6 protein-coding genes are annotated in these 7,088 nt (G+C 49.0%); all 6 read right to left on the bottom strand.

All coding sequences use genetic code 11. The features are described 5' to 3' along the window. Positions 1–1,511 (bottom strand): glutamine-hydrolyzing GMP synthase (guaA, locus tag VB081_RS00030; protein WP_323398819.1); only part of this gene is annotated, 1,511 nt, incomplete at its 3' end. Next, entirely contained in the window at positions 1,508–2,305 is a 798-nt protein-coding gene (locus tag VB081_RS00025) for a hypothetical protein (protein ID WP_323398818.1), read from the bottom strand. The genes guaA and VB081_RS00025, both read right to left, overlap by 4 nt. Further along, entirely contained in the window at positions 2,306–3,760 is a 1,455-nt protein-coding gene (guaB, locus tag VB081_RS00020; RefSeq protein ID WP_323398817.1) for an IMP dehydrogenase, read from the bottom strand. 30 nt (positions 3,761–3,790) lie between these two features. After that, a complete protein-coding gene (locus VB081_RS00015) occupies positions 3,791–4,288 on the bottom strand; it encodes a hypothetical protein (RefSeq protein ID WP_323398816.1) in 498 nt (165 codons plus the stop codon). Between the two features lie 38 nt (positions 4,289–4,326). After that, the gene (locus tag VB081_RS00010) at positions 4,327–5,430 is read right to left on the bottom strand and encodes an MraY family glycosyltransferase (RefSeq protein WP_323398815.1); all 1,104 of its coding nucleotides are present in this window, start codon (positions 5,428–5,430) and stop codon (positions 4,327–4,329) included. A gap of 94 nt (positions 5,431–5,524) precedes the next feature. Then, positions 5,525–7,088 (bottom strand): ATP-dependent Clp protease ATP-binding subunit (locus VB081_RS00005; protein WP_323398814.1); only part of this gene is annotated, 1,564 nt, incomplete at its 5' end.

Genomic DNA, 7,088 nt, shown 5'->3' with positions numbered 1-7,088 from the left:
GGGGGCTTGCTCGTAATGTCATACACAATACGGTTGATGTGCGATACCTCATTGATGATGCGGTTTGAAATCACACCCAACACGTCATAAGGAATACGTGCCCAGTCCGCTGTCATCGCGTCCACGCTTGTCACGCCGCGAAGCGCAACCGTATAATCATAGGTTCTCTCATCGCCCATCACGCCTACGGAGCGCATATCAGTGAGCACCGCAAAGTACTGCCAGATTTTTTCATCCAAATCCGCTTTTGCAATTTCGTCGCGGAAAATGAAGTCCACATCGCGCAGCAGATCGAGCTTTTCCTTCGTGATCTCTCCGATCACGCGGATCGCGAGGCCCGGCCCCGGAAATGGCTGACGCCACACCATATGCCGCGGCAATCCAAGTTCTTCACCCAGTTCGCGCACTTCATCCTTAAACAGCTCGCGTAACGGCTCGATGATTTCTTCAAAATCAACATGATCCGGCAGTCCACCTACGTTATGATGGCTCTTGATAAGGGCCGCATCGCCTACACCGCTTTCAACAACATCGGGGTAGATCGTTCCCTGTGCCAAGAAATGCACCTTACCGATCTTCTTTGCCTCTTCCTCAAACACACGGATAAACTCTTCGCCGATGATTTTTCGCTTTTTCTCCGGTTCTGTAACGCCTGCAAGTTTTTCCAAGAAACGCTGCTCCGCCTTCACATGAACAAGGTTCATATCGAATTGCTTCTTGAACACGTTTTCGACTTCCTCCGGCTCATATTTGCGCATCAATCCCGTATCCACAAATACACATGTCAGATTCTTTCCGATCGCCTTATGCAGCAATACCGCGCATACAGAGCTATCTACACCGCCTGACAATGCCAATAATACTTTTTTGTCCCCTACTTTCTCACGAATCGCTTCGATCGACTGTTTTGCGTAATCATTCATATCCCAATCTCCTTTTGCACCACATATATCAAATAAAAAATGCTCCAATATACTCTGTCCATTTACGGTATGCTGTACCTCCGGATGAAACTGTACGCCATATATCTTTTTTTCATCGTTTCCGAAGGCTGCCACCGGACAGGAAGCTGTTTTTGCCAGAATTTCAAACCCTTCCGGTACTTTCTCAATGTAATCCATATGGCTCATCCAGCATACGGATTCTTTTTCCATATCCTGCAGCAATATATTTTCCGTATCATATGAAATCTTTGTTTGTCCATACTCCCCCGCCGGCGCCGAAGCAACATGACCTCCAAGCTTCATAGAGAGCAGTTGGCTTCCATAACATATCCCAAGGATCGGTATTCCAAGTTCGAATATTCCCTCATCGCAAACCGGCGCGTCTTCCCCATATACGCTTTTGGGGCCGCCTGTAAAAATAATTCCGACCGGATTCTTTTCTTTGATTTTTTCTGCGCTTGTCTGGTATGGCAGCAGTTCCGCGTACACATGCGCCTCGCGTACCCTGCGCGCGATCAACTGATTATACTGACCGCCAAAATCAAGTACAATTACTGTTTCCCTCATCTATTTGCATCCCTCCAAAATGATCCTCGTCCATCCTGTATCAAAACTTCCGTTACAAGTATGCTTTTACCTTGTAAAAGCAGTTCACATTCAATATCCTGCTTTTGATTTTTGCCAAACGCTTCTTCCGAAAACACATACGCTTTATTGTGATCAAAGTACACGCGCATTCCTCGCCGTGTATAGCGCCGAATATACTTTTCCGCGCTTTCGATATAATCAAGCTTGGATATATCGATTGTCTCGCCCGGCGCAAACCGGCAGGCCAGACAGTCGTTTGCAGGCCTGATATAGTACGATCTTCCCACCGCGCGCAGCATATCCTGCGCATCCTGTCGTGTATAACCAAGCTCTGCAAGCGGGCTGGCCGCCCTTATTCCCTGTTCTTCCCCTGTCAGTATACTACAGACACCTGTATCTGTAGTTTTTCCGTCAAACAGTACTCCCGCACCAATCCCATGCGCTGCTTTTAGCAATCTCGCCGATACTTCTTTTGCACAAGTCTTGCAGCGATCTTCCGACGCTTCACTTACTATGTTCAGCAAGTCCGCCATGGCTACACGCTCACTGCGCATTTTGGGATAATCATCCAATATCTCATGTACGCGATATATTTCTTCCTGTGTAAAAAACGGCGTATTGGCAGTTATGACCGGCGCGCTTTTGCCGTGCGATTCATAAAGCGCGCACACAAGCAATGCCGAAGTCGTCCCGCCGGAAAACGCAACGGCTGCGTACGGATACTGTTCCATATACGCGACCAGTCTGCTGAAATCCTGCTGTGGCCTGCTCATTTATTTCGCGCTATAGTTCGGCGCTTCTTTGGTGATATTGATGTCATGCGGATGACTCTCCAAAAGCCCTGCACCTGTGATCTGGATAAATTCCGCATTCTTTTGCAGTGCTTCTATGTTCTTTGCTCCGCAATAGCCCATGCCGGATTTTAAGCCGCCGACCATCTGGTACGTCGTCTCTGCAAGCGGCCCTTTAAACGGCACGCGTCCCTCTACACCTTCCGGAACCAGCTTTTGCGATCCCTCCTGAAAATAACGATCTGCGCTACCCTGCTGCATTGCGGAGACGGAACCCATGCCGCGGTATACTTTGAAGCTTCGACCCTGATAAATTTCCATTTCGCCCGGGCTTTCCTTTGTACCCGCAAACAGGCTGCCGATCATAACCGCCGCCGCGCCGCCCGCCATTGCTTTTGTAATATCGCCACTGTATTTAATGCCACCGTCGGCAATAATTGTATTCCCTGTCTTCGCCGCTTCTTCGGCGCATTCCAGAACCGCTGAAAGCTGCGGCACGCCTATCCCTGCAACAACACGCGTTGTACAGATCGACCCGGGGCCTATTCCTACCTTCACGCAAGACGCACCCGCAGAGATCAGATCATGCACCGCCTCTTTGGTTGCGCAATTGCCTGCAATGATATCAAGCTCCGGAAAGCTGTTGCGTACCTTTTCCACTATGTTCAGCACATTCTGCTGATGTCCGTGCGCCGTATCGATCGCGATGATGTCTACCTTGGCCGCAACCAGAGCTTCTACCCGCTCCAGCGTTCCACTGCCTGTACCAACTGCCGCACCGGCAAGCAGCCTTCCTTCGCTATCCTTAGCAGACATCGGATACTGGATCGCTTTTTCGATATCCTTGATCGTAATCAGCCCTATCAGTTTTCCCTTATTATCAACCAACGGAAGCTTCTCGATCTTATATTTTCTGAGGATACCCTGCGCCTCGTCAAGTGTCGTGCCAATAGGAGCCGTGATCAGATTGTCCTTTGTCATCACTTCGCTTACTTTTCGCGTATAATCCGTTTCAAAACGCATATCACGATTGGTGATGATACCAATCAGCGTTCCGTCCGGCTCGACGATCGGAACACCCGATATCTTATAACGTCCCATCAGTTTGTCTGCATCCGAAACCTTATGCTCCGGCGAAAGGAAAAACGGATCCGTAATAACGCCGTGCTCGCTTCTCTTTACCTTATCTACATTCTCCGCCTGCTGTTCGATAGACATATTTTTGTGAATGATGCCCATTCCGCCTTCACGCGCGATCGCGATGGCGAGCCCGCTTTCCGTAACGGTATCCATTGCGGCGCTCATGATCGGAATATTCAGTTTGATCTTTGGCGTCAGCTGTGTTGATACATCCACTTCATTTGGCACTACATCGCTCTTTTTCGGCTTCAACAGCACGTCATCAAATGTTAATCCCTCAGTAATCTTCATAAACATTTCTTCCTTTCTTTCACTCGTCAATTATAATTATTTCATATTATGCTTGAGCATAATAATATACACAGCAGATGATAAGCGGTTCAAGATCATTTGTATGCTCTCGTTTGCGTATGCGTCAAGCCCTGCAGCGATACACACACGCTCCGCCTGTCTTACCTTTGTTCGCAGGATATTGAGCACTGCACATATCAGATCTGAATTTTCATCCGGAAATACGTGCTCTGTATGCAGATATTTCTGCGGATGATAAGAATATTCCCGCAGCTCGTCAAATGTAAGCCCGATGATATGATCAAATGTTGGAGCTATTGCACATGCCTCTGCACGCATGACTTGACGAATCACACCTACGATATCTTTCAGGTCATTCTCTGCTTCCCGCTCTCCCCGCTCCCTTGCAAGCGCCAGTGTATACACCGCATCGGCCAGCAGGCTGTCAAGCTCGCCGCGCAGCATGATCTGGGGGTGGTCTTTACGCACTGTTTCGCTTCCATATAGACAGGTTTTAGGTTCGCAGTGCTTCATCGGCTTATTTACCTCTATCAAAAAACCGCATGGCATAATTATGCTTGCGGCTTTTCTTCCTCCGTTTGTTCCGGCTGCCCGACTTCGTTTTCTTCCGCATCAAGCTTTTCGAGCATCTCTATATGCTCTCTTTTCATAACAAACCAGTTGATACATCCGATTACGAATGACACAACCAGCACAATGACCGCCGCAGTAAACATCCGCTCCGCAAACAAGATCGCTGAGATCGCAAGCAGCGCGGATATTGCATACAGCAGTACTACCGACTGTTTCTGATTCATGCCCATATCCACCAGACGGTGATGTAAATGCTTACGGTCTGCGTGGAACGGGCTTTGTCCTTTGAATAATCTGCGAATGATCGCAAACAACGTATCGAAGATCGGCAGTCCTAATACAAGGAACGGGATCACGAATGATACGACTGCATTGACTTTGAAGAAACCCTGAATGGAGATCACCGCAAGCACAAATCCGAGGAACGTTGCTCCTACGTCACCCATGAATATCTTTGCGGGATTTAGGTTATATGGCAGAAATCCAAGGCACGAACCCGCCAGAATGGCAGCAATCACTGTGACAGTCGGATTGCCGGCGGAAAGCAGTGACACCGCAAGGAGCGCCAGCGAAGAAATCGCCGATATTCCACAGGCAAGACCGTCCAGTCCATCGATCAGGTTGATCGTATTGGTAATTGCTACGATCCACAGCACCGTAATCGGGATGGCCCAGTTGCCAAAATAAATGATCTGGTCAAAAAGTGTGATTTGTTTGATGACAATACCTGAAAAGCAAACGACCAGAGCCGCGCCAATCTGTACCAGCAGCTTGATCCATGCTTTGAGGTCGTAAATATCGTCAAACATGCCCATGATCGTTATCATGAGCGCGCCCAGGAGCAGCCCCACATAGGTAGAATCAAGCGGCACAAAGGCCATAACCCCAAAAGCGAAGGCAACAAATATAGCAAGCCCTCCCATTGTGGGAATCGGCTTGCTATGCATTCTTCTGCTATCTTTAGGGATATCTACTGCGCCAACTTTGATCGAAAATTTACGCACGAGCGGCGTTGTTGTATACGTCATAAAAAACGTAAACAAGAACGCTATCAGGATCAACAAACCGCTGCGTAATTCCATTCGAATTCCAAGGTCCTTTCGTAGATATTGATTCAAAATATTACAAGAGCGGCAAAGCTTGCGCTTTGCCGCACCTGAACTTTGTTACATTATATCAACTTTCTTTTTTAAATGCAACATCTCCGTTTTCAACAAACATCTTTACTTTATCGCCGATATTGATCGTTCCGGCAAGGATTTCTTCCGAGAGCCTGTCCTCCACTGTCTGCTGGATCATCCGGCGAAGCGGTCTTGCGCCATACTGGTCGCTCATACCGTCTTTTGCCATCAGTTTGGCAGCATCCTTCGTGTAGGTCATATCGATCTCTCTGTCCTGCAGCCTTTTGATCACGCTGTTGAGCATCAGCTCCGCAATCTGCTGCGTATCCTTTTGTGTCAGCTTGTGGAACACGATGATGTCGTCGATCCTGTTGATGAACTCCGGTCGGAAGGTTTGTTTCAGCGCTTCCATCATACGTTCCTTCATTTCGTCGAACTCTTTCAACTGCTCCAGATCACCGTCTTCACCATTGGTGAATCCGATTTTGCTTTTCGCGATTTCATGCGCGCCGACATTGGACGTCATGATGATGATCGTGTTTTTGAAGTCCACCGTTCTGCCCTTGGAGTCCGTCAGCCTGCCGTCTTCCAGAACCTGCAGCAGGATATTGAATACATCCGGATGCGCTTTTTCGATTTCGTCAAACAGCACAACTGAATACGGCTTTGTTCTTACAGCCTGCGTCAGCTGTCCGCCCTCGTCGTAGCCGACGTATCCTGGAGGCGAGCCTACCAGCTTAGAAACGCTGTGTTTCTCCATATATTCCGACATATCCATGCGGATCATCGCGTTTTCGTCACCGAACATAGACGCTGCAAGCGCTTTTGTCAGTTCCGTTTTGCCCACGCCTGTCGGTCCTAAAAAGATAAACGAACCGATCGGCCTGTTCGGGTCTTTCAGGCCTGCACGCGCACGGCGGATCGCTTTTGCAACAGCCGACACCGCTTCATCCTGACCGATCACACGTTCATGCAGCATCCCCTCGAGCTTCAGCAGCTTCTTGCTTTCGTCTTCCGTCAGTTTGCTTACAGGTACATGCGTCCAGCTTGAGATGATCTGTGCAATGTCTTCTTCCGTAACGATTCCTTTTTCTTTTGCAACAGCCTTACGCCACTCTTCCGAGCAATGCTCGATATCGCGCTTGGTATCCGCTTCTTCATCGCGCAGCTTTGCGGCCTTCTCAAAGTTTTCGTGCGCAATCGCACTTTCTTTTTCCTTGCCGATTTCTTCTAGCTTATCTTCCAGCTCACGCAAATCCGGCGGCGAGGTAAACATCGAAATCCTTACCTTGGAAGCCGCTTCGTCGATCAGGTCGATCGCCTTGTCCGGCAGGAACCTGTCCATGATATAGCGCGTTGCAAGATCTACCGCCGCTTTGAGCGCTTCGTCAGTGATCGTCACCTTATGATGTGCTTCGTAGCGGTCACGCAGTCCTTCAAGTATCTGCAATGCCTCCTCCGGCGTCGGCTCGCCGACATTAACGGGCTGGAACCTGCGTTCGAGCGCCGCGTCTTTTTCGATATGCTTCCTGTATTCATCGATCGTTGTCGCGCCAATCACCTGAATCTCGCCACGCGCAAGCATCGGCTTCAGAATATTTGCCGCATCCATTGCACCT

This window comes from Christensenella sp. (assembly GCF_034927525.1).
In the GTDB taxonomy this organism is placed as follows: domain Bacteria; phylum Bacillota; class Clostridia; order Christensenellales; family Christensenellaceae; genus Christensenella.
Note: the sequence above shows the minus strand (reverse complement) of the source record. Positions and strands in the feature narration are given on the sequence as shown.

Coding starts and splice junctions, on each gene's coding strand:
- VB081_RS00025 (WP_323398818.1), bottom strand. CDS start 2,305: ATGAGCAGGCCACAGCAGGATTTCAGCAGACTGGTCGCGTATATGGAA.
- guaB (WP_323398817.1), bottom strand. CDS start 3,760: ATGTTTATGAAGATTACTGAGGGATTAACATTTGATGACGTGCTGTTG.
- VB081_RS00015 (WP_323398816.1), bottom strand. CDS start 4,288: ATGAAGCACTGCGAACCTAAAACCTGTCTATATGGAAGCGAAACAGTG.
- VB081_RS00010 (WP_323398815.1), bottom strand. CDS start 5,430: ATGGAATTACGCAGCGGTTTGTTGATCCTGATAGCGTTCTTGTTTACG.